Source organism: Vibrio sp. 10N.222.52.B7, from assembly GCF_041474275.1.
Lineage (GTDB): Bacteria > Pseudomonadota > Gammaproteobacteria > Enterobacterales > Vibrionaceae > Vibrio > Vibrio crassostreae_C.
In genome coordinates, this window is record NZ_JBFRTU010000393.1 from 1 (window position 1) to 321 (window position 321).

General features: G+C 42.4%; 1 protein-coding gene. It reads left to right on the forward strand.

The genetic code is table 11. The features are described 5' to 3' along the window. Positions 1 to 321 (forward strand): AAA family ATPase (locus tag AB4512_RS23360; protein WP_372175909.1); only part of this gene is annotated, 321 nt, incomplete at both ends.

A 321-nucleotide genomic window follows, 5' to 3' on the forward strand; every position in this document is an offset into this window, starting at 1 on the left:
AACACTCTGTTGCTCGTTTAGTTGGTGCTCCCCCTGGTTATGTGGGTTATGAGGAAGGTGGGTACTTAACCGAAGCCGTTCGTCGAAAACCTTATTCTGTCATTCTGCTTGATGAGGTAGAGAAAGCGCACCCAGATGTTTTCAATATTCTATTGCAGGTTTTAGATGATGGACGATTAACTGACGGACAAGGTCGCACCGTCGATTTTAGAAATACCGTGGTAATCATGACATCGAACCTAGGTTCAACTCGTATTCAAGAGAACTTTAATACATTGGATTACCAAGGCATTAAAAATGAGGTTATGGAAGTTGTGGGTA